This is a genomic window from Streptomyces sp. NBC_00273 (assembly GCF_036178145.1).
Taxonomy (GTDB): domain Bacteria; phylum Actinomycetota; class Actinomycetes; order Streptomycetales; family Streptomycetaceae; genus Streptomyces.
The window spans coordinates 2,705,315-2,726,953 of record NZ_CP108067.1 but is presented as its reverse complement, the minus strand read 5'-3'; the positions used below and the strand labels follow the sequence as shown (position 1 = coordinate 2,726,953).

The 21,639-nt window shown below is 70.5% G+C and carries 2 protein-coding genes and 1 pseudogene; all 3 read left to right on the top strand.

The window, feature by feature from the left end:
* Nucleotides 1–231 precede the first annotated feature (231 nt).
* A pseudogene (locus OG386_RS11350) lies at nucleotides 232–6,675 on the top strand (amino acid adenylation domain-containing protein); the annotation flags it as partial.
* Nucleotides 6,675–14,534, top strand: coding sequence for a non-ribosomal peptide synthetase (locus tag OG386_RS11345; RefSeq protein WP_328788042.1), 7,860 nt, complete (start codon nucleotides 6,675–6,677; stop codon nucleotides 14,532–14,534). The pseudogene OG386_RS11350 and the gene OG386_RS11345, both read left to right, overlap by 1 nt.
* Nucleotides 14,531–21,586 (top strand): non-ribosomal peptide synthetase, encoded by a 7,056-nt coding sequence (locus OG386_RS11340; RefSeq protein ID WP_328788041.1) that lies wholly within the window; start codon nucleotides 14,531–14,533, stop codon nucleotides 21,584–21,586. The genes OG386_RS11345 and OG386_RS11340 overlap by 4 nt, the downstream gene beginning before the upstream one ends.
* The last annotated feature ends 53 nt before the right edge of the window (nucleotides 21,587–21,639 follow it).

Here is a 21,639-nt window from a genome sequence, read left to right as displayed (position 1 = left end):
ACCGGAGCCAGGAGGAAGACCTGGCAGTTTCATGCAGCTCCAGCCCCTCGACGACCGCCTCGGGTGAGACTGGACGAGTGCGCTGCGGAGGTCGAGCCCCGCCGCACGACACGATCGCGGCCACCTGCGTTGCCCTCCGGGTCTGCCGCTGCCAGTTCTGCCCCGTCCCGGATGAATTGCCACCAGCGAAGGTCCCCAGTCATGTCTGATGCACGAGGTCACCAGCACCGCACTCTGCCGGAGCTCTTCGAGGCGCAGGTGGAGCGGGGTCCGGACAACACCGCGGTGGTGTGCCGGGGGGAAGCGGTCTCGTACGCGGAGCTGAACGCGCGGGCGAATCAGGTCGCGCGTTTCCTCCTGTCCCGCGAGGTGGGACCCGAGAGCCTCGTGGCGCTGTCGCTGCCGCGTTCGGTGGACTGGGTCGTCGCCGTGCTGGGCGTCTGGAAGGCCGGCGCGGCCTACCTGCCGGTCGATCCGGGCTACCCGGCGGACCGCGTGGCGTACATGCTGGAGGACTCGGCCCCGGTGTTGACCCTTTCCTCGGCCGTCCCGGAGGAGGAACTGGCCGCCCTGCCCCTGCAGAACGTGGGCGACGGGGAGCGCACCGCCCCTCTGGACGGACACCACCCCGCCTACGTGATCTACACGTCCGGATCCACGGGGCGTCCCAAGGGCGTGGTCGTACCGCAGCGCGGCGCCGTGAACATGGCGGCGGTGCACATCGAGCACCTGGGGGTCGGTGCCGGCTCCCGGGTGCTCCAGGCGGTGTCGCCCAATTTCGACCCGTCACTGGGCGACCTGCTGATGACGCTGTTGTCCGGCGGCACCCTCGTGCTGCCCCGCGGCCAGGTCGTCGGCGACGAGCTGGCGGCTCTGCTGGAGTCCGAGGCGATCACGCACGTCATGCTGCCCGCACCGGTCCTGGCGACCGTGCCGCTCGCCGAGGGCGGGCTGCCGTTGCTGGGATGCGTGGTGACCGGCGGTGAGGCGTGCTCACCCGAGCTGGTGGCCCGCTGGTCCGCGGGCCGCCGACTGATCAACGCCTACGGCCCCACCGAGGCTGCGGTCGCGTCGACCCTGAGCAGTGCACTGGTACCCGACGGCGAAGCGGCACCGATCGGGGCTCCGGTCTCCAACACCCGTGCGTACGTGCTGGATTCGGTGTTGCAGCCGGTGGCGTCGGGGGCCACGGGTGAGCTGTATCTGGCGGGTGTGCAGTTGGCGCGGGGTTATCTGGGGCGTGCGGGTCTGACGGCGGAGCGGTTCGTCGCGGATCCGTTCGGGGTTCCCGGGGAGCGGATGTACGCCACGGGTGATGTGGCGCGTTGGCGTGCGGACGGGGTGTTGGAGTTCGTCGGGCGTTCGGACGAGCAGGTCAAGATCCGTGGATTCCGCGTCGAGTTGGGTGAGGTGGAGGCGGTTCTTTCGGCTCTGCCGGGTGTGGGTCAGGCGGTTGTGACGGTGCGGGAGGACCGTCCGGGGGACAGGCGGCTGGTGGGGTACGCGGTGCCCGCCGACGGCCGGCAGCTCAGTGTCGCGGAGCTGCGTGGTGGTGTGACGGAGCGGCTTCCGGAGTACATGGTCCCGGGAGCGTTCGTCCTCCTCGACCGGCTGCCGCTGACGCCGAACGGCAAGGTGGATCGGGGTGCTCTGCCGGCGCCGGAGGTGGTTTCGGGTGCGGGTCGGGTGGCGCGGTCGGCGCAGGAGGAGATCCTGTGCGGGTTGTTCGCCGAGGTGCTGGGTGTGGCCCGGGTCGGTGTGGACGACCACTTCTTCGAGTTGGGCGGTCACTCGTTGTTGGCGACGCGGCTGGTGTCGCGGGTGCGCTCGGCCCTGGGCGTGGAGCTGGACATCCGGGAGCTCTTCGAGCACCCCACCCCGGCCGGGCTCGCTCCCCGGCTCGGCGCTGCGGGCGCCGCTCGCGGTGCACTGGTACCGCAGGTGCGTCCCGATGTCGTACCGCTGTCCTTCGGGCAACGAAGCCAGTGGTTCCTCAACCGGTTCGAGGACGGCGCCGCCGCTTACAACGTTCCGTTCGCGGTGCGCCTGACGGGTGAGCTGGACCGGCTAGCCCTGCACGCCGCCCTGGTGGATCTGGCGGAGCGCCACGAGACCCTCAGGACGGTCTACCCCGAGCAGGACGGCGCGCCCCGGCAGCTGCTCAAGGACGCGGTGGAGGTGGCTCTGACCGAGCGGGAGACCACCGAGGCGGAACTGCCCCGAGCGCTGGCGGCCGAGACGGCCCGCGGCTTCGACCTGCTGACCGATCTGCCCTTCCGGGCCACGCTGTTCGACCCGGCCGGATCCGGCGATGCGGTGCTCTCCCTGGTCTTCCACCACATTGCGGCGGACGGGTGGTCGTTGGCTCCGTTGGTGCGGGACCTGTCGGTGGCTTACGGGGCTCGGGTGGGCGGTGGGGTGCCGCAGTGGTCCCCGTTGCCGGTGCAGTACGCCGACTTCGCGTTGTGGCAGCGGGAGGTGCTGGGTAGCGAGGACGATCCGGAGAGTGCGATCTCCCGGCAGTTGGTGTTCTGGAAGGAGTCGTTGGCCGGGTCGCCGGAGGAGTTGTCGCTGCCGGTGGACCGGGTGCGTCCGGTGGCGTTGAGCGGTGCGGGTGGTGCGGTGGGGTTCCGGCTGGATGCGGGGCTGCACCGGGGTCTGACGGCGTTGGCGCGTGAGAGCCGGTCGAGTCTGTTCATGGTGGTGCAGGCGGGCTTGGCGGCGTTGTTGTCGCGGTTGGGTGCGGGTGAGGACATCGTGCTCGGCACGCCCGTGGCGGGTCGGACCGATGAGGCGTTGGACGATCTGGTGGGGTTCTTCGTGAACACGCTGGTGCTGCGGACGGACGTGTCGGGGGATCCGACGTTCCGCGAGCTGGTGGCACGGGTGCGGGAGGGGGACCTTGCGGCGTACGCGCACCAGGACGTGCCCTTCGAGCGGCTGGTGGAGGTCCTCAACCCCGAACGCTCACTGGCCCGCCACCCCCTCTTCCAGACCATGCTCGTCCTCCAGAACAACGAGGAAGAACCCCTGGTACTGGACGGACTGGACGTCCGTACCGAGGGCGTGCGGACGCGCACGGCGAAATTCGACCTCTCCTTCGAATTGACCGAGCAGACGACCGACGGGGATCCGCAGGGAATCAGCGGCGTTCTCGAGTACAGCGAGGACCTTTTCGACCGAGCCAGCGCGGTTTCCCTCACGGAGCGGTTCGTACGTTTCCTCGAGGCCGTCGTCGCCGATGCAGATCTGCCGGTGGGTGGGGTTGATCTGTTGGGTGGGGTGGAGCGGGAGCGGTTGTTGGTGGAGTGGAACGGGGGTGGGGGTGTTGGTGGTGGTGTTGGGGATGCGGTGACGTTGTCGGGGTTGTTTGAGGAGCAGGTGGGGTGTGCTCCTGATCGTGTTGCGGTGGTGTGTGAGGGTGTTTCGGTTTCGTATGGGGAGTTGAATGCGCGGGCGAATCGTCTTGCGCGGGTGTTGGTGTCGCGTGGGGTGGGGCCTGAGGGTTTTGTGGGGTTGGTGTTGCCGCGGTCGGTTGATTTGGTGGTGGCGGTGCTGGCGGTGTTGAAGGCGGGTGGTGCGTATGTTCCGGTGGATCCGGATTATCCGGCGGATCGGATTGCGTATGTGTTGGGTGATGCGGGTCCGTCGTTGGTGTTGGTGACGGAGGAGAGTGCGGGGAGTTTGCCGGAGGGTTTTGGGGTTCCGGTGTTGGTGTTGGATGCGGTGGATGTGGTGGGGGAGGTTGCTGTCGGGTCGGGTGTGGATTTGGTGGCGGGGGAGCTTTTGGGTGGGGTGTGGTCGGCGAGTCCGGCGTATGTGATTTATACGTCGGGGTCGACGGGGCGTCCTAAGGGTGTGGTGGTGCCGCATGGGAATGTGGTGCGTTTGTTTGGGTCGACGGATCGGTGGTTTGGGTTCGGCGCGGATGATGTGTGGACGTTGTTCCATTCGTTTGCGTTTGATTTTTCGGTGTGGGAGTTGTGGGGGCCGTTGTTGCGGGGTGGGCGGCTGGTGGTGGTGCCGTTCTCGGTGAGTCGGTCTCCGGTGGAGTTTTTGGGGTTGTTGGTTGATGAGGGTGTGACGGTGTTGAATCAGACGCCGTCGGCTTTTTATCAGTTGATGCAGGCGGATCGGGAGAATCCTGGGGTGGGTTCGGGTCTGGTGCTGCGGTGTGTGGTGTTTGGTGGTGAGGCGTTGGATGTGTGGCGTCTTGGGGATTGGTTTGAGCGGCATTCGGATTCGGCTCCGGTGTTGGTGAATATGTATGGGATTACGGAGACGACGGTTCATGTGAGTTATGTGGCGTTGGATTCGGGTTGTGTGGGTGTGGGGCGGGGTGTTGCGGGGAGTGTGATCGGTGAGGCGATCGATGATTTGCGGGTTTATGTGTTGGATTCTGGTTTGAGGTTGGTTCCGCCGGGTGTGGCGGGGGAGTTGTATGTGGCTGGGGCGGGTTTGGCGCGGGGGTATTTGGGGCGTCCGGGGTTGTCTTCGGAGCGTTTTGTGGCGGATCCGTTTGGTGGTGTGGGTGGGCGGATGTATCGCACGGGTGATGTGGTGCGGTGGTCGCGTGGGGGTGTTTTGGAGTTTGTGGGGCGTGCGGATTCTCAGGTGAAGGTGCGGGGTTTCCGTATTGAGGTGGGTGAGGTCGAGGCTGTTTTGGCGGGGCATGCGGGTGTGGGGCATGCGGCGGTGGTGGTGCGGGAGGACCAGCCGGGGGAGCGGCGGTTGGTGGCGTATGTGGTGCCGGTGGCGGGTGTGGTGGTGTCGGGTGTGGAGTTGCGGGGTTTTGCGGGGTCGGTGTTGCCGGAGTACATGGTGCCGTCGGCGTTCGTGGTGCTGGATGCGTTGCCGTTGACGGTGAACGGGAAGTTGGACGTGCGGCGGTTGCCGGTGCCCGAGGTGTCGGGTGTGGTGGGTGGTCGTGCGCCGCGGACGCCTCGTGAGGAGGTGTTGTGCGGGTTGTTCGCCGAGGTGCTGGACGTGCCCCGGGTCGGGATCGACGACAACTTCTTCGACCTCGGCGGCGACAGCATCGTCTCCATCCAACTCGTCAGCCGCGCCCGTGCCGCCGGCCTCGCCTTCTCCCCCCGGGACGTCTTCCGGCACCGGACCGTCGAAGCACTGGCCGCCGCCGCCGAAACGGTGACCGGGCCGGTCGTGGTCCCGGACCGGGGCGTCGGGAAACTGGGCCGCACCCCCATCGTGTCCTGGCTGCGGGAGCGGGGCGGTCCGATCGGCCGGTACAGCCAGTCCAAGGTGCTGCGGGTGCCGTCCGACCTCGGCCTGGAGCGGCTGACGGACGCGCTCCAGGCGGTGTTCGACCACCACGACGCGCTGCGCATGAGGCTCGAGCGCGCCGTCGACGGAGGCGAATGGGAGCTGGAGATCCGCGAGCGCGGGGCCGTACGGGCCGCCGACCGTGTGGAGCGGGTCGACGTCAGCGGCCTCGAAGGGGACGCCCTGCACGCGGTGATCGAGGAGAGGTCCGCCGCGGCGCGGGCCCGGCTGGACCCCGACGGCGGGGTGATGGTCCAAGCCGTCTGGTTCGACGGCGGGCCCGGCCGGCCCGGGCGGCTCCTGCTCGCCCTGCACCACCTCGTGGTGGACGGAGTGTCCTGGCACATCCTGGTCCCGGACCTCGCCGCGGCCTGGCAGGCGGTCACAGCCGGGAAGACCCCCGACCCGCAGCCGGTCGGTACGTCCCTGCGTCGCTGGGCCGAGCTGCTGGCGGGTTCGGCGAACGACCCGGACCGCCGGGCCGAGACCGAGAAATGGGTCGGCCGGCTGCGGAACGCAGGCCCGCGGCTCGGCAGTCGGTCGCTGGATCCGGCCCGGGACACCGTGGCCACCGCACGGACCCTGAGCCTGACCCTGCCGCCGGACGAGACGGCGCCCCTGCTCACCACGGTGCCGGCGGCGTTCAACGCGGGAGTCAACGACGTCCTGCTGACCGCCCTGGCCCTGGCCGTCGCCTACCGGCGGCACAGGAGCGGGAACGGTAGCGACCATGCGGTGCTGGTCAACGTGGAGGGACACGGCCGGGAGGAGTTCACCAGCGGGGTCGACCTCTCCCGTACCGTCGGCTGGTTCACGAGCATCCACCCGCTCCGGCTCGACCCCGGACGGCTCGACTGGTCCCGAGTGTGGGACGGCGGGCCGGCGGTCGCGGACGCCTTCAAACGCGTCAAGGAGCAGGTACGGGAACTGCCCGACAACGGACTGGGGTTCGGCCTGCTGCGCCACCTGAACCCGGACACCGCACGGGAGCTGGCCGGCCGGCCGGATCCGGAGATCGCCTTCAACTATCTGGGCCGGCTCGCCGCCCATGACGCGGACGGGGCGGTGGACTGGGGCACGGCCGACGGCGCCGATGTCATCACGGCGGACGCGGACCCCCTGATGCCGCTGGCACACGTTCTGGAGATCAACGCGGTGACGCAGGACCACCGCGACGGCCCCCGGCTGGTGGCCAACTGGTCGTGGTCGGAAGAAATCCTGTCGGAAACGGACGTACGAGAGCTGGGCCGCCTGTGGTTCAGAGCGCTGAAATCCCTGTCGATATGTGCCGAGAACTCTGAAATCAATAGCAGGACCCCGTCGGATCTGCCTCTGGTGTCGCTGTCCCAGGCTGAAATCGACCTGCTGGAATCTGACTGGAGGATGTCGTAATGGCCAAGTCTGGAATCGCTGATGTACTGCCTCTCACGCCGTTGCAGGAAGGAATGCTGTTCCACTCCCTGTACGACAACGAGGCAGTGGACGCCTATACCGTGCAACTCTCCCTCGACCTGGAGGGAAAGCTTGACGCAGAGGCGCTGAAGGCGGCCGGACAGGCCCTGTTGCGGCGCCACCCCAACTTGGCCGCCGGCTTCCGATACGAGAAGCTCAACCGCCCCGTCCAGGTCATCCCGCACGAGGTCGAGCTGCCCTGGCGCGAGGTCGACCTGCGCGAACGGACCGAGCCCGACCGCGTGACGGAGCTGGCGCGGCTCACGGACGAGGAGCGCGGCCGCCGCTTCGACCTCACCCGGCCGCCACTGCTGCGCTTCACTCTCGTCCGGCTCGCCGACGACCGGTACCGCCTGCTGCTGTCGATGCACCACATCCTGATCGACGGCTGGTCGTTCCCCGTGCTCCTGGACGAGCTCTGTTCCCTCTACGGGAGCCGGGGCGACGGCATCGAACTGCCGCGGGTGACGCCGTACCGCGCCTACCTGGAATGGCAGGCGAGGCAGGACCGGACAGCCGCCGAAGAGGCTTGGCGCCCGGTGCTGGCCGACGTGTCCGAGCCGACCCTGCTCGTCGCGGACCGGACGAGCGGTGCCTCGGCGGTACCCGAAACGTTCACCGCCGAGCTCTCCGAGGAGCACACCGCCGCGCTGACCGAGCTGGCGCGCAGCCGTGGCTGGACGCTGAACACCGTGGTCCAGGGCGTGTGGGGGCTGCTGCTCAGCTCGCTCACCGGGAGGGACGACGTGGTCTTCGGCGCCACCGTCTCCGGGCGCCCGCCGGAGATCCCCGGTGTGGAGACGATGGTCGGGCTGTTCATCAACACCCTGCCGGTCCGCGTGCGGTTGGACGTGCCGACCGAGCCGGTCGCCGGAGTGCTCACCCGGCTCCAGGACCAGCAGGCGGGTCTGCTCGCCCACCAGCACCTGGGTCTGACGGAACTCCAGCGTCTGGCCGGCTCGGCCGAGCTCTTCGACTCGCTCCTGGTCTTCGAGAACTACCCCGACGACCCCGCGGGGTTCGACCGCACCGTCGACGGCGTACGCATATCGGGCTTCCGCGGATACGACGCCACCCACTATCCGCTCAGCCTCATCGCCACGCCCGGCCGCAGGCTCCGCCTCCAGCTCGGCTTCCGTCCCGACCTCCTCGACCGCGACGGGGTCGCCCGGATCGCGGATCGGCTGGAGCGGACGTTCGGTGCGGTGCTGGCCGACGCGGACCAGCCCCTGGCCGCGTTCGACACGCTGGACCCGAAGGTGCGCGGCCAGGTGGTCACGGAGTGGAACGCCACCGCGCACGAGGTCCCCCGGACCACCCTGCCGGAGCTCTTCGAGGCCCAGGCGGCCCGTACCCCGGAGCACGCCGCGCTGGTCTTCCAGGACGAATCGCTGTCGTACGCGGAGCTGAACGCCCGTGCCAACCGGCTCGCGCACCACCTCATCGGGCTGGGCATTGGCCCCGAGCAGCGCGTCGCGCTCGCCCTGCCCCGGTCGGTCGAGCTGATCGTGGCACTCCAAGCCGTACTGAAGACGGGCGCCGCGTATCTGCCGGTGGACCCCGACTACCCGGCGCAGCGCATCGCGTACATGCTGCAGGACGCCGCACCGGCGCTGGTCCTGGCCACGGCCGAGACCGCGGAGGGTCTGCCCGGGGACGAAGCCGTGCCCGTCCTCAGGCTCGACGATCCCGCGACGCGCGCCGTCCTCGCGGCCGGCCCGGTCACCGACGTACGCGTCGCTGACCGGGTGGCGGAGCTCTCCCCCGACAGCCCCGCCTATGTGATCTACACGTCCGGATCCACGGGGCGTCCCAAGGGCGTGGTGGTCTCCCACGCAGCCATCACCAACCGCCTGCTGTGGATGCAGGACCAGTACCGGCTCACTGCCGAGGACCGGGTCCTTCAGAAGACCCCGTCCAGCTTCGACGTGTCGGTCTGGGAGTTCTTCTGGCCGCTCGCGGCGGGCGCCACGCTCGTCGTCGCCCGGCCCGGGGGCCACAAGGACCCCGTCTACCTGGCCGAGCTGATCCGCACCCACCAGGTCACGACCGCGCACTTCGTGCCGTCGATGCTCCAGGTGTTCCTCCAGGAGCCGACCGCGGCCGACTGCACGGTCCTGCGCAGGGTGATCTGCAGCGGCGAGGCCCTCCCCGTCGAGCTGCGGCAGCGGTTCGCGCGCGTGCTCGACGCGGAACTGCACAACCTCTACGGTCCGACCGAAGCCGCTGTGGACGTCACCTCCTGGCACTGCGCCGAGGAGACCGGCACCGGCACGGTGGCCATCGGCCGCCCGGTCTGGAACACCCGCGCGTACGTGTTGGATTCGGTGTTGCGGCCGGTGGCCCCCGGCGTGGCCGGCGACCTCTACCTCGCGGGTGTGCAGTTGGCGCGGGGTTATCTGGGGCGTGCGGGTCTGACGGCGGAGCGGTTCGTCGCGGATCCGTTCGGGGTTCCCGGGGAGCGGATGTACGCCACGGGTGATGTGGCGCGTTGGCGTGCGGACGGGGTGTTGGAGTTCGTCGGGCGTTCGGACGAGCAGGTCAAGGTCCGTGGTTTCCGCGTCGAGTTGGGTGAGGTGGAGGCGGTTCTTTCGGCTCTGCCGGGTGTGGGTCAGGCGGTTGTGACGGTGCGGGAGGACCGTCCGGGGGACAGGCGGCTGGTGGGGTACGCGGTGCCCGCCGACGGCCGGCAGCTCAGTGTCGCGGAGCTGCGTGGTGGTGTGGCGGAGCGGCTTCCGGAGTACATGGTGCCGTCGGCGGTGGTGGTGCTGGAGGATTTGCCGCTGACGCCGAACGGCAAGGTGGATCGGGGTGCTCTGCCGGCGCCGGAGGTGGTTTCGGGTGCGGGTCGGGTGGCGCGGTCGGCGCAGGAGGAGATCCTGTGCGGGTTGTTCGCCGAGGTGCTGGGTGTGGCCCGGGTCGGTGTGGACGACCACTTCTTCGAGTTGGGCGGTCACTCGTTGTTGGCGACGCGGCTGGTGTCGCGGGTGCGCTCGGCCCTGGGCGTGGAGCTGGAGATCCGGGAGCTCTTCGAGGCGCCGACTCCTGCGCGGCTGGCCGCCGTTGTGGCCGGTGCGGGCGTCGCACGCGGTGCCCTCGTGCCCCACGTGCGTCCCGACGTCGTACCGCTGTCCTTCGCCCAGCGCCGCCAGTGGTTCCTCAACCGGTTCGAGGACGGCGCCGCCGCTTACAACATTCCGTTCGCGGTGCGCCTGACGGGTGAGCTGGACCGGCTAGCCCTGCACGCCGCCCTGGTGGATCTGGCGGAGCGCCACGAGACCCTCAGGACGGTCTACCCCGAACAGGACGGCACCCCCTGCCAGACCATCCTGGACGGCGCGGACGTACGGCTCGTCACGAGTGAGACAACCGAAGCGGAACTGCCCGGAGCACTGGCGGCCGAGGCCGCCCGCGGCTTCGACCTCAGCGCCGGCATTCCGCTGCGCGCCCGGCTGTTCGTCCTCGGCTCCGACGAGCACGTCCTGATGCTGACCATCCACCACATTGCGGCGGACGGGTGGTCGTTGGCTCCGTTGGTGCGGGACCTGTCGGTGGCTTACGGGGCTCGGGTGGGTGGTGGGGTGCCGCAGTGGTCCCCGTTGCCGGTGCAGTACGCCGACTTCGCGTTGTGGCAGCGGGAGGTGCTGGGTAGCGAGGACGATCCGGAGAGTGCGATCTCCCGGCAGTTGGTGTTCTGGAAGGAGTCGTTGGCCGGGTCGCCGGAGGAGTTGTCGCTGCCGGTGGACCGGGTGCGTCCGGTGGCGTTGAGCGGTGCGGGTGGTGCGGTGGGGTTCCGGCTGGATGCGGGGCTGCACCGGGGTCTGACGGCGTTGGCGCGTGAGAGCCGGTCGAGTCTGTTCATGGTGGTGCAGGCCGGCTTGGCGGCGTTGTTGTCGCGGTTGGGTGCGGGTGAGGACATCGTGCTCGGCACGCCCGTGGCGGGTCGGACCGATGAGGCGTTGGACGATCTGGTGGGGTTCTTCGTGAACACGCTGGTGCTGCGGACGGACGTGTCGGGGGATCCGACGTTCCGCGAGCTGGTGGCACGGGTGCGGGAGACGGACCTTGCGGCGTACGCGCACCAGGACGTGCCCTTCGAGCGGCTGGTGGAGGTCCTCAACCCCGAACGCTCACTGGCCCGCCACCCCCTCTTCCAGGTCATGCTCAACCTCCAGAACAACGAGGAGCCCGAGGCCGACCTGCCCGGCGTCACCTCCGTCGAAGAACCGGTCGCCCTCGCGTCCAGCAAGTTCGACCTCTCCTTCGAGCTGGCCGAGCGCTTCGACGACGGTGCCCCCGACGGCATCGAGGGCTACCTCCGTTACAGCTCTGACCTGTTCGACCCCGAGACGGCCGAGGGACTGCTGGCCCGGTTCGTCCGAGTCCTGAACTGCGCGGTCTCCGATCCCGAACAGGCCGTCGGGCGCATCGAGGTCCTCGACGAGGCCGAGCGCCACCGTGTCCTGGTCGAGTGGAACGACACCGCTCGCGAGCTCCCGCAGTCCCTGGTGCCGGAGCTCTTCGAGGCGCAGGCGGCGCGTACGCCCGACAGCACCGCCCTGGTGCACGAGGGCGACTCGCTCACGTACGCCCAGCTCGACGCCCGGGCCAACCGCCTCGCACACCACCTCATCGCCGAGGGTGCGGGCCCCGAGCAGCTGGTGGCCATCGCGCTGCCCCGGTCCGTGGACCAGATCACCGCGGCGATCGCCGTGCTCAAGAGCGGCGCCGCCTACCTGCCGATCGACCCGGAGTACCCGGTCGAGCGCATCGCCTTCATGATCGACGACGCCGGGCCCGTCCTCCTGCTCACCAACGGTGCCACCGCACCCGGACTTCCGGCCGGGACGGTCCCGCAGGTGCTCCTCGACCAGGAGGACACGGCCGCCGCCCTCGCGGCGCAGTCGGCGCACGCCCCCACGGACGACGACCGGCGGCTACCGCTCCGCCCGTCCCACCCGGCGTACGTGATCTACACGTCAGGCTCCACCGGAACGCCCAAGGGCGTCGTGGTCGAGCACCGCTCCGTTGCCGACTACCTGGCGTGGACCGGTGCCTCCTACCCGAGCGCGCGGGGCGCCGCGATCCTGCACTCCACGCTCTCCTTCGACCTCACCGTCACGGCGCTGTACACGCCGCTGGTGACCGGCGGGACCGTCCACTTGACGGCGCTGGAGGAGGACGCCGCAGCGGCGGTGGTGGACGGCCTGCGGGAAGCGCCGTGCACCTTCCTCAAGGCGACCCCCAGCCACCTGCCGCTCCTGGGCTCGCTTCCTGACGCGTTCTCCCCGAGCGGTGAGCTGCTGATGGGCGGCGAAGCGCTGTTCGGCGACATGATCACCGAGTGGCGCGCCCGGCACCCGCGGGCCACCGTGCTCAACGTGTACGGACCCACCGAAGCCACCGTCAACTGCGCCGAGTTCAGGATCGAGCCGGGCGCAGAGGTCCCGTCCGGGCCCGTACCGATCGGGCGTCCGCAGGGCAACGCGCGGCTGTACGTCCTCGACGCCGGTCTGAGCCCGACCGCCCCCGGTGTCGCGGGCGAGCTGTACATCGCCGGCTCCGGCATCGCCCGCGGCTACCTCAACCGGCGGTCGCTGACCGCCGAACGCTTCGTCGCCGACCCGTACGGGCCGTCCGGCGCGCGGATGTACCGCACGGGTGATCTGGCGCGCTGGCGGGCCGACGGCAACCTCGAGTACCTCGGGCGGGTCGACGACCAGGTCAAGGTCCGCGGTTACCGCATCGAACTCGGCGAGATCGAGTCCGCGCTCGTGCAGCAGGACTCCGTCGCCCAGGCCGTGGTGGTGGTCCGCGAGGACGCTCCGGGCGACCGGAAGATCATCGGCTATGTGGTGGCGGCCGGCGACGCCGAGCCCAGCCCGGCCGCGCTCCGCAAGAGCCTCGCGGAACGCCTGCCCGACCACATGGTCCCGGCGGCCGTGGTGGTCCTGGACGCACTGCCGCTCACCGCGCACGGCAAGCTGGACCGCAAGGCGCTGCCCGCGCCCGACTACGGCACCGAGGGCGCCAAGCGCTCGGCACGCACACCGGCCGAAGAGATCTTGTGCGGGCTGTTCCAGGAACTGCTGGGCGTGCCGGAAGTCGGCATCGACGACAGTTTCTTCGACCTCGGCGGCGACAGCATCGTCTCCATCCAGCTCGTCAGCCGCGCCCGCAAGGCGGGTCTGGCGGTCACCCCCCGCGCCGTCTTCCAGCACAAGACCGTCGAGGCGCTGGCCGCCGTGGTCGGCGGCGTGAAGGCCCCCAAGGTGCAGGGGGCGGACACCGGCACCGGCAAGATGCCGCTGCTGCCGGTCATGCACCGGCTGCGGGAGCGGGGCGGTCCGATCGGCCGGTACAGCCAGTCCAAGGTGCTGCGGGTGCCGTCCGACCTCGGCCTGGAGCGGCTGACGGACGCGCTCCAGGCGGTGTTCGACCACCACGACGCGCTGCGCATGAGGCTCGAGCGCGCCGTCAACGGAGGCGAATGGGAGCTGGAGATCCGCGAGCGCGGGGCCGTACGGGCCGCCGACCGTGTGGAGCGGGTCGACGTCAGCGGCCTCGAAGGGGACGCCCTGCGCGCGGTCCGCAAGGAGCGCTCCGACGCCGCGTGGGACCGCATTTCCCCCGAGCAGGGCGCCATGTTCCAGGCGGTCTGGTACGACGCCGGTCCCGGACGGTCGGGAGAGCTGCTCCTCGTACAGCACCACCTCGTGGTGGACGGAGTGTCCTGGCGCATCCTGGAAACGGACCTCGCCGCGGCCTGGCAGGCGCTGGCCGACGGCAAGCAGCCGGCCCTGGAGCCGGTGGGCACCTCCTTCAGGCGCTGGGCAGAGCACCTTCAGGAAGCCGCGCACACCGCTGAGCGGACCCAGCAGCTCGCTCTGTGGAACGACCTGCTCGACGTTCCGGACGAGCTGCTCACCGAGCGGCCGCTGGACCCCACGCAGGACGTGATGGCGACCCTGCGCCTGGTCACCCAGGAGCTCTCGGCGGAGTGCACCAGCGCCCTGCTCACCACCGTTCCCGCCGCCTTCAACGCCGGTGTCAACGACGTACTGCTGACCACCCTCGCACTGGCCGTCGCCGACTGGCGGCGCCGCCGGGGCGGCGGCGAGGACAACGCGGTCCTGGTGGACCTCGAAGGACACGGCCGCGAGGAGTTCATCGACGGGGTCGACCTTTCCCGCACCATCGGCTGGTTCACCAACGTCTACCCGGTCCGCCTGGACCCGGGAGAGGTGGACTGGGCACAGGCGTGGGCCGGCGGCCCGGCCATCGGGGCGGCCCTGAGCACCGTCAAGGCACAGCTCGCGGCGCTGCCGGACAACGGCATGGGATTCGGCCTGCTGCGCTACGTCAACGCGGACACGTCGAGCGCCCTGGCCGAACACCTGCCCCGACAGATCGGCTTCAACTACCTGGGCCGCTTCGCGCCGGCCGACGTCTCCGTCGCGGGCGACTGGTCCCCGGCTCCCGAGCAGATCCCCGGCCTGCTGGACGAGGACGCACCGATCGCACACGCCCTCTCGGTCAACGCGCTCACCGAGGACCACCGGTCGGGCCCGCGCCTCACCGCCGTCTGGTCGTGGCCCAGCGCGCTCTTCACCGAGAGCGAGGTGCGCGACATCAGCGAGAACTGGGCACGGGCGCTCGACGCGCTGGTGACGCACGTGGCCCGGGGCGGCGGGGGCGGCGCCGTCCCGTCGGACCTCTCCCTGGCCGGTCTCACCCAGGCGCAGATGGACGAACTGGAAGACGAGCTGGACGAGGACGACGAGGAGCTTTCGGCATGAAGCAGTCCCGGATTGAAGACGTCCTGCCCCTGGGCCCGCTCCAGGAAGGTCTGCTCTTCCACGCGCAGTACGACACGCAGGGCCTGGACCTCTACACCGTGCAGAGCGTGTTCCACCTGGGCGCCGACTTCGACGCCGACGCCATGCGGCTGGCGGCCCGGGCCCTCCAGCAGCGGCACGCCGTGCTGCGCGCCGGATTCCGCCGGCAGGGGGAGCGCCCCGTACAGGTGATCCGGCGCGAGGTGCCGCTGCGCTGGGAGGAGGAGGACCTCAGCGCACTGGCCGCCGACGAGCGCGACGCCGCGCTGCGGCGCATCCTCGACGAGGACCGGGCCCGCAAGTTCGACATGGCCCGCCCGCCCCTGATGCGGTTCATCCACGTCAAGCTCGGCGGGGACCAGCACCGGCTGGTGATGACCCGGCACCACATCCTGATGGACGGCTGGTCCTCGCCGATCCTGATCGGCGAACTGTTCGCGCTGTACGCCGGCCGCGGCGACGCCTCGGCGCTGCCCCCGGTCACGCCGTACCGCGAGTACCTGCTGTGGCTGTCCAAGCAGGACCGGCCGGCCGCCGAGCGGGCGTGGCGCACGGTACTGGACGGGGTCACCGCCCCGACGCTGCTCGTACCGGATGCCCCGAGCCGGGTGGAGGTGGCGCCCGAGAACATCATCGGGTCCCTGTCGGAGGAGCTCACGGCCTCCCTCACGCGCCTGGCGCGCAGCCGCGACTGGACGATGAACACCCTGGTCCAGGGAGCCTGGGGGCTGCTGCTCGGAGCCCTGACCGGCCGGAACGACGTCACGTTCGGCACCACGGTTTCGGGCCGCCCCCCGGAGATACCCGGCATCGAGACGATGGTCGGCCTGTTCATCAACACGCTGCCGGTCCGGGTGCGCCTGGACCCGGCCGAGTCGCTGGGCGGCATCATCTCCCGGCTCCAGGAAGAGCAGATCGAGGTGATGGACCACCAGTTCCTGAGCCTCACCGAGATACAGAGCGGGGTCGGCCTCGGCAACCTCTTCGACACCGCCACCGTCTTCGAGAACCAGTTCGTCGACACCGAAACCCTGGAGTCGTCCACCACGGGGGCGCAGGTCTCCGGAGGATCCGGCCGCGACGCGACCCACTACCCGCTGGCGCTCGCCGCCGGACCGGGCCGCGAGCTCATGCTGCGACTCGCCTACCGGCCCGACCTCATCGACCGCGCGACCGCCGAGGGCTACCTGACCCAGCTGGTCCGGATCTTCGAGACCATCGCCGCCGACCCGGAACTGCCCGCGGGCCGTGTCGACCTCCTGGACCCCGCCGTACGGCAGCAGGTCCTGGAGGAGTGGAACGACACGGCACGGGACATCCCTGCGGGGACCCTGCCGCAGCTGTTCGAAGCACAGGTCGCCCGGACCCCGGACGCCGTCGCGGTGGTCCAGGACGACGACCGGCTCTCGTACGCGGAACTCAACGCCCGGGCCAACCGGATGGCCCGCTACCTGATCGGGCACGGGGTCGGCCCCGAACGGCTGGTGGCGCTGTCGCTGCCGCGTTCGGTGGACTGGATCACCGCCGTGCTGGGCGTGTGGAAGGCGGGGGCCGCCTACCTCCCGGTCGACCCGCAGTACCCGGCCGACCGCGTGGCCCACATGCTGGAGGACTCCGCTCCGGCGCTGACGCTCTCCGCGCCGGTGCCGGAAGGGGAACTCGCCGCCTTCGCCGCCGGAAACGTCACCGACGGAGAGCGCGTCGCCTCGCTGGACGGGAACCATCCCGCCTATGTGATCTACACCTCCGGTTCCACCGGACGTCCCAAGGGCGTCGTGATGGTGCACCGGAGCGCGGCCAGCATGGCCGCCGCGCACATCGACAACCTGGGCGTCGGTCCGCACAGCCGCGTGTTCCAGGCGGTCTCCACGAACTTCGACCCGTCCGTGGGCGACGTGCTGATGGCCCTGCTCTCCGGCGCGTCACTGGCGCTGCCGCACGGCCAGCTGGTCGGCGACGGACTCGCCGCGGCCCTGGAAGACATGGCCGCCACCCACGTCATGATGTCCGCCTCGCTGCTGGCCACGCTGCCCGCGGTCGGCCTGCCACGGCTGGAGACGATCGTCTCGGGCGGCGAGGTCTGCCCGCCCGAGGTGATCGCGCGCTGGTCGGCCGGGCGCCGCCTGATCAACGCGTACGGGCCCACCGAGGCCGCCGTGGTCTCGACGTTCAGCGAACCGCTGACGGCCGGCGGCGGTGTTCCGTCGATCGGCGGGCCGGTCGCCAACACCCGCGCGTACGTGCTGGACTCCGCGCTGCGGCCGGTGGCCCCCGGCGTGGCCGGCGACCTCTACCTCGCAGGCGGACAACTGGCCCGGGGCTATCTGAGGCGTGCGGGTCAGACGGCGGAGCGGTTCGTCGCCGACCCGTACGGAGCTCCCGGGGAGCGGATGTACGCCACGGGCGATGTGGCGCGTTGGCGTGCGGACGGGGACTTGGAGTTCGTCGGACGATCGGACGAGCAGGTCAAGATCCGTGGATTCCGCATCGAGCTGGGTGAAGTGGAGGCGGTCCTATCGGCTCTGCCGGGCGTGGGCCAGGCAGCCGTCACGATGCGGGAGGACCGTCCTGGGGACAGGCGACTGGTGGGGTACGCGGTGCCCGCCGACGGCCGGCAGCTCAGTGTCGCGGAGCTGCGCAGCGGGGCGGCCAGGCAGCTGCCGGACCACATGGTCCCGGGAGCGTTCGTCCTCCTCGACCGGCTACCGCTCACCCCCAACGGCAAGCTGGACAAGAAGGTCCTGCCCGCCCCCGAGCTGACGTCCCTGACCGGCGGACGCTCCGCGCAGACCCCGCAGGAGGAGATCCTGTGCGGACTGTTCGCCGAGGTACTGAAACTGCCCCGGGTCGGCGCAGGAGGCAACTTCTTCGAACTGGGCGGCCACTCGCTGCTCGCGACCCGGCTGGTGTCGCGGATCCGCTCCACGCTGGGGGCCGAGCTGGAGATCCGGGAGCTCTTCGAGCACCCCACCCCGGCCGCCCTCGCCGGTCGGCTCGACACCGCGGCCGCCGCGCGCAAGGCCCTGGTCCCGCAGCCGCGTCCCGAGGTGGTGCCGCTGTCGTTCGCCCAGCGCCGCCAGTGGATCATCAACCGCTTCGAGGAGCACGCCGCCAGCTACAACATCCCGTTCCTGGTGCGCCTGGCCGGCGACCTCGACAGGGACGCGCTGCGTGCCGCGCTGACCGATGTGGCCGGCCGTCACGAAACCCTGCGGACGGTGTTCCCCGAAGCGGACGGCAAGCCGCTGCGGACACCGGTGGACCTCCCGGCCGACGGCGCCGAACTGACGGTGGTGGAGACCGACGAGGCGAGCCTGCCCGCCGCGCTGGCGGCCGAAGTCGGCCGGGGCTTCGACCTGCTGACCGATCTGCCGTTCCGCGCCACGCTGTTCGAGCTGGCCGGATCCGGTGAGGTCGTCCTGTCCCTGGTGCTCCACCACGTCGCGGCCGACGGCTGGTCCATGGCGCCGCTGGCGCGCGACCTGTCAGTGGCCTACGCGGCACGGCTGCGCGCCCAGGCGCCGCAATGGTCCCCGCTGCCCGTGCAGTACGCCGACTTCGCACTGTGGCAGCAGGACGTCCTGGGCAGCGAGGACGATCCGCAGAGCGCCATCTCCCGGCAGCTGGCGTTCTGGAAGGAGTCCCTCGCCCATCTGCCGGAGGACCTGAAACTGCCCGTGGACCGGAACCGCCCGGCCGTGTCGACCTTCCGCGGCGACACCCTGGAGATCCGGCTGGACGCCGCTCTCCACCACGAGCTCACGCTGCTGGCCCGTGGTGCGCACGCCAGCGTCTTCATGGTGGTGCAGGCCGCGATCGCCCTGCTGCTGTCGCGGTTGGGTGCGGGTGAGGACATCGTGCTCGGCACGCCCGTGGCGGGTCGGACCGATGAGGCGTTGGACGATCTGGTGGGGTTCTTCGTGAACACGCTGGTGCTGCGGACGGACGTGTCGGGGGACCCGACGTTCCGCGAGCTGGTGGCGCGGGTGCGGGAGACGGACCTTGCGGCGTACGCGCACCAGGACGTGCCCTTCGAGCGGCTGGTGGAGGTCCTCAACCCCGAACGCTCACTGGCCCGCCACCCCCTCTTCCAGACCATGCTCAGCATGCAGAACAACGTCGAACCCGAGGTCGACCTGCCCGGCCTGGACGTCGTCCCGCAGCCCATCGACACCGGCACCAGCAAGTTCGACCTCTGCTTCGAGCTCGCGGAGCAGTTCGCCGCCGACGGCTCCGCCGACGGCATCCTGGGCGTCATCCGCTACAGCACCGACCTCTTCGACAGGCAGTCGGTGGCACGCATCGGCGACCGCCTCGGCCAGCTGCTGGCAGCCGTGGCCACCACCCCGGACGCACCTTCCAGCACCATCGAGATCCTGGGCGCCGCCGAGCGAGGCCAAGTCCTGGAGGAATGGAACGACACGGCCGTCCCCGTCACGACGGGCAGCCTTCCGGAACTCTTCGAGGCCCAGGTGCGGCGGACGCCCGAGCGCACCGCCGTGGTGTCCGCGCTGTCCGTCGGCACCGAGATGACCTACGCGCAGCTCAATGCCCGGGCCAACCGCCTCGCCCGGCTGCTCATCGACGAGGGCGTGGGGCCCGAGCAGTACGTGGCCGTGGCACTGCCCCGCACGGCGGAACTGTTCGTCGCCGTACTCGCCGTACTCAAGGCCGGCGCCGCCTACGTGCCGGTGGACCCGGGCTACCCGGCCGAGCGGATCGCCTTCATGCTCGCGGACGCCGCCCCCGCGGCCGTCCTCACCACCACCGACGGGATACCGGCGGACCTCACCGCGGCGATCCCCCGGATCGTCCTCGACGACGCAGCGGTCGGCGCCAGGACCGCAGCCCTCGCGGACACCGATCCGCTGCCGTCCGAACGGCACGCACTCCTGCACGCCGACTGCCCGGCGTACGTCATCTACACCTCGGGTTCGACGGGCACCCCCAAGGGCGTCATCGCCACGCACCGCGACGTGGCGCACCTCGCCCTCGATTCGTGCTGGCGGGGCGGCAACCACGACCGGGTACTGCTGCACTCGCCGCACGCCTTCGACGCCTCGACCTACGAGATGTGGACCCCGCTGCTCAACGGCGGCCAGTCGGTGATGCTGCCGCCGGGCGACTTCGACGCCGACGTGCTGCGCGCGGCCCTGGACGAGGGCAAGGCCAGCGCCCTGTTCATCACCTCGGGCCTCTTCTCCCTGATGGCCAAGGAAGCGCCCGGCAGCTTCGCCCACGTGCGCGAGGTCTGGGCGGGCGGCGACGTCGTCTCGCCGACCGCGGTCCGCGCCCTGCTGACGGCGCACCCCGGTCTCACCGTGGTCAACGGCTACGGGCCGACCGAGACGACCACCTTCGCGATCAGCCACCGGATCACCGAAATGCCCGAGGCCGGGCAGGTCCTCCCCATCGGGCGGCCCCTGGACAACACCCGGATCTACGTCCTCGACGACGCCCTGCGACCGGTCCCGGTCGGGGTGGAGGGAGAGCTGTACATCGGCGGTGCCGGACTGGCCCGTGGCTATCTCAACCGCCGTGCCCTCACCGGCGAACGCTTCGTCGCCGACCCCTTCGGCGCGGCGGGGGCGCGGATGTACCGGACCGGGGACCGGGCCCGCTGGAACGCCCACGGCCGCGTGGAGTTCCTGGGCCGCGCCGACGACCAGGTCAAACTGCGCGGCTTCCGCATCGAGCTGGGCGAGATCGAGACCGCGCTGGCCCGGCACGCCGCGGTGCACCAGGCCGTGGCGATCGTCCGCGAGGACACGCCCGGGGACCAGCGGCTGGTCGCCTACGTGACCCCACGACCGGACGTCACCGCCGAGCCGGCCGAACTGCGCCGGTACCTCACCGAGTCGCTGCCGGAGTACATGGTGCCGTCCGCCGTGGTCGTCCTCGCAGAGCTGCCGCTGACGGCCAACGGAAAGGTGGACCGCAGGGCCCTGCCGTTGCCGGTGTTCGGAGGCGACTCGAGCCGGCGCGGGGCGAGCACGCCCCGTGAGGAGACCCTCTGCAAGCTGTTCGCCGAGGCCCTGGGCCTGCCCCAGGTCTGGATGGACGACAACTTCTTCGACCTCGGCGGCCACTCCCTGCTCGCCACCGAACTGGCCGCCCGCATCCGGGTCGCGTTCGGAGTGGAGCTGACGATCAGGAGCCTCTTCGAGGCCCCGACCGTGGCCCGCCTGGTTGAACGCATGGACCACGGAAGCGACGGCGACCCGCTGGAGGTCATGCTGCCGCTGCGCTCCAGGGGCGACCTGCCGCCCCTGTTCTGCGTCCACTCCGGCATGGGAGCCAGCTGGGACTACTACGGACTGCTCCGCCACATCGAGCCCGACCGCCCGGTCTACGGGCTCCAGGCGCGGGGACTCACCCAGCGGGAGAACCTGCCCCGGACGCTCGAGGAGATGGCCGACGACTACCTCGACCAGATCAAGGCGATCCAGCCCGAAGGTCCCTACCACCTGCTGGGCTGGTCCTTCGGCGGCGTGGCCGCGCACGCCATGGCCACCAAGCTCCAGGCGGCGGGCGAGGAAGTCGCCCTGCTCGCCATGCTCGACTCGTACCCCGCCGAGAACGACTACGACGCGGATCTGCGGGCCGGCCTCGGCACCGAGCACGAGTGGCTGCTCGGACTCCTCGAGGGCGCGGGCATCACCGCGTACGAGGGACCGGTGGACGCGGCCACCGTCTCGGTGCTGCTGCGCGAGTCGGGCATGGCCCTCGGCGCTCTCGACAAGGACCAGCTCGAGAGCATGTACGTCGCCTACAACAACATCAACACCATCTTCCGGGAGTACGTACCGGGCGTGTACCAGGGCTCCGTCCTGTACTTCTTCGCCGCACTCGACCGCGGCGAGATGCCCCCGGACGTCGCCTCCTGGGACCCGTACGTGACGCAGCCGCTGGACGTCGTCCGCATGGACTGCAACCACGGCCAGATGACCCAGCCGGGGCCCATCGGCGAGGTCGGCCGGGCCCTGACCGCGCGTCTGCGCTCACTGCACTGAACCCCGCGCGTTCCGACCCGGAACGCGTTCTCACCACACATCGGAAGGCACCC

Coding starts and splice junctions, on each gene's coding strand:
- OG386_RS11340 (WP_328788041.1), top strand. CDS start 14,531: ATGAAGCAGTCCCGGATTGAAGACGTCCTGCCCCTGGGCCCGCTCCAG.
- OG386_RS11345 (WP_328788042.1), top strand. CDS start 6,675: ATGGCCAAGTCTGGAATCGCTGATGTACTGCCTCTCACGCCGTTGCAG.